Genomic DNA, 948 nt, shown 5'->3' on the forward strand with positions numbered 1-948 from the left:
GGCACCGGCGCCGCGCCGTCCGCGGCCACCCCGGCCGTGACGAGGCCGCGCAGATGGGCCGGCAGGATGGCCCGCTCGCGCCGGCCGAGCCGCTGGGCATGCCGCGCCACCTCCGCCCCGGCGTGCCGGATCGCCACCTCGCCGCCGCAGACCACCACGCTCACCCCGGCACCGATCAGCGGCCATGGGACGCTGTAGTGGTTGGTGTCCACGTCCACGCAGCCATCGTTCTGCACCCGCCGCGTCAGCTCGCGCAGCTGCCCGAACGGCGGCTTGTCCCCCAACGGGCGCAGGGCGGCCGCCTCGTCGCGGTCGAACCGCACCCGTGGCGCCTCGCCGGTCGTGCCGTGCACCCGCAGGTCCGCGACCTCGCGGGTCCACCGCGCCAGGTGCGCCTCCAGCTCCGCCCAGCTGGCGAAGCCGCGCCCGGCGATGGCGTTGCGCTTGACATAGCCCACCCCGCGCTCGTCCTTGCCCTTGGTGCGGGCGCGATACGGCGCGCAGGCCTGCGGGCGGATGTCCCAGTAGCGGGCAAAGGCATGGAAGCGCTCGTTGAACACCACCTCGCGCGTCTGCGCATCGTGGCGGTCGACCAGCGCGCGCGCATTGTCGAGCAGCAGCTCCGCCGGCCGCCCGCCGAAGTGCCGGAACGCCTCCTCGATGCCCGCGAACCACGATGCCTGCCGCTCATGCCGGAACGCCCGGACGAACAGGCGCCGCGAGTAGCCCAGCGTCGCCACAAACAGGTAGGCCCGCACGGTCTCCTCGCCGATCCGGACCTGCCGCTCGCCGAAGTCGATCTGCAGCTGCCGCCCCGGCGGCGTCTCGAAGCGCACCGTCGCCAGCGCCTCGGCCCGCAACTCCCGGCGCAGCGGCGCCACCGCCCGCTCCACCGTCCGCAGGCTCACCCGGATGCCCCGCTCCGAGGCCAGTTCCTGCCGCACCACG

At 75.0% G+C, this 948-nt stretch carries 1 protein-coding gene; it reads right to left on the reverse strand.

The features are described 5' to 3' along the window. Positions 1 to 948 (reverse strand): IS21 family transposase (gene istA, locus M0638_RS26190; RefSeq protein WP_248669898.1); only part of this gene is annotated, 948 nt, incomplete at both ends.

The sequence above is a fragment of the Roseomonas acroporae genome, from assembly GCF_023223525.1.
Taxonomy (GTDB): domain Bacteria; phylum Pseudomonadota; class Alphaproteobacteria; order Acetobacterales; family Acetobacteraceae; genus Roseomonas_E; species Roseomonas_E acroporae.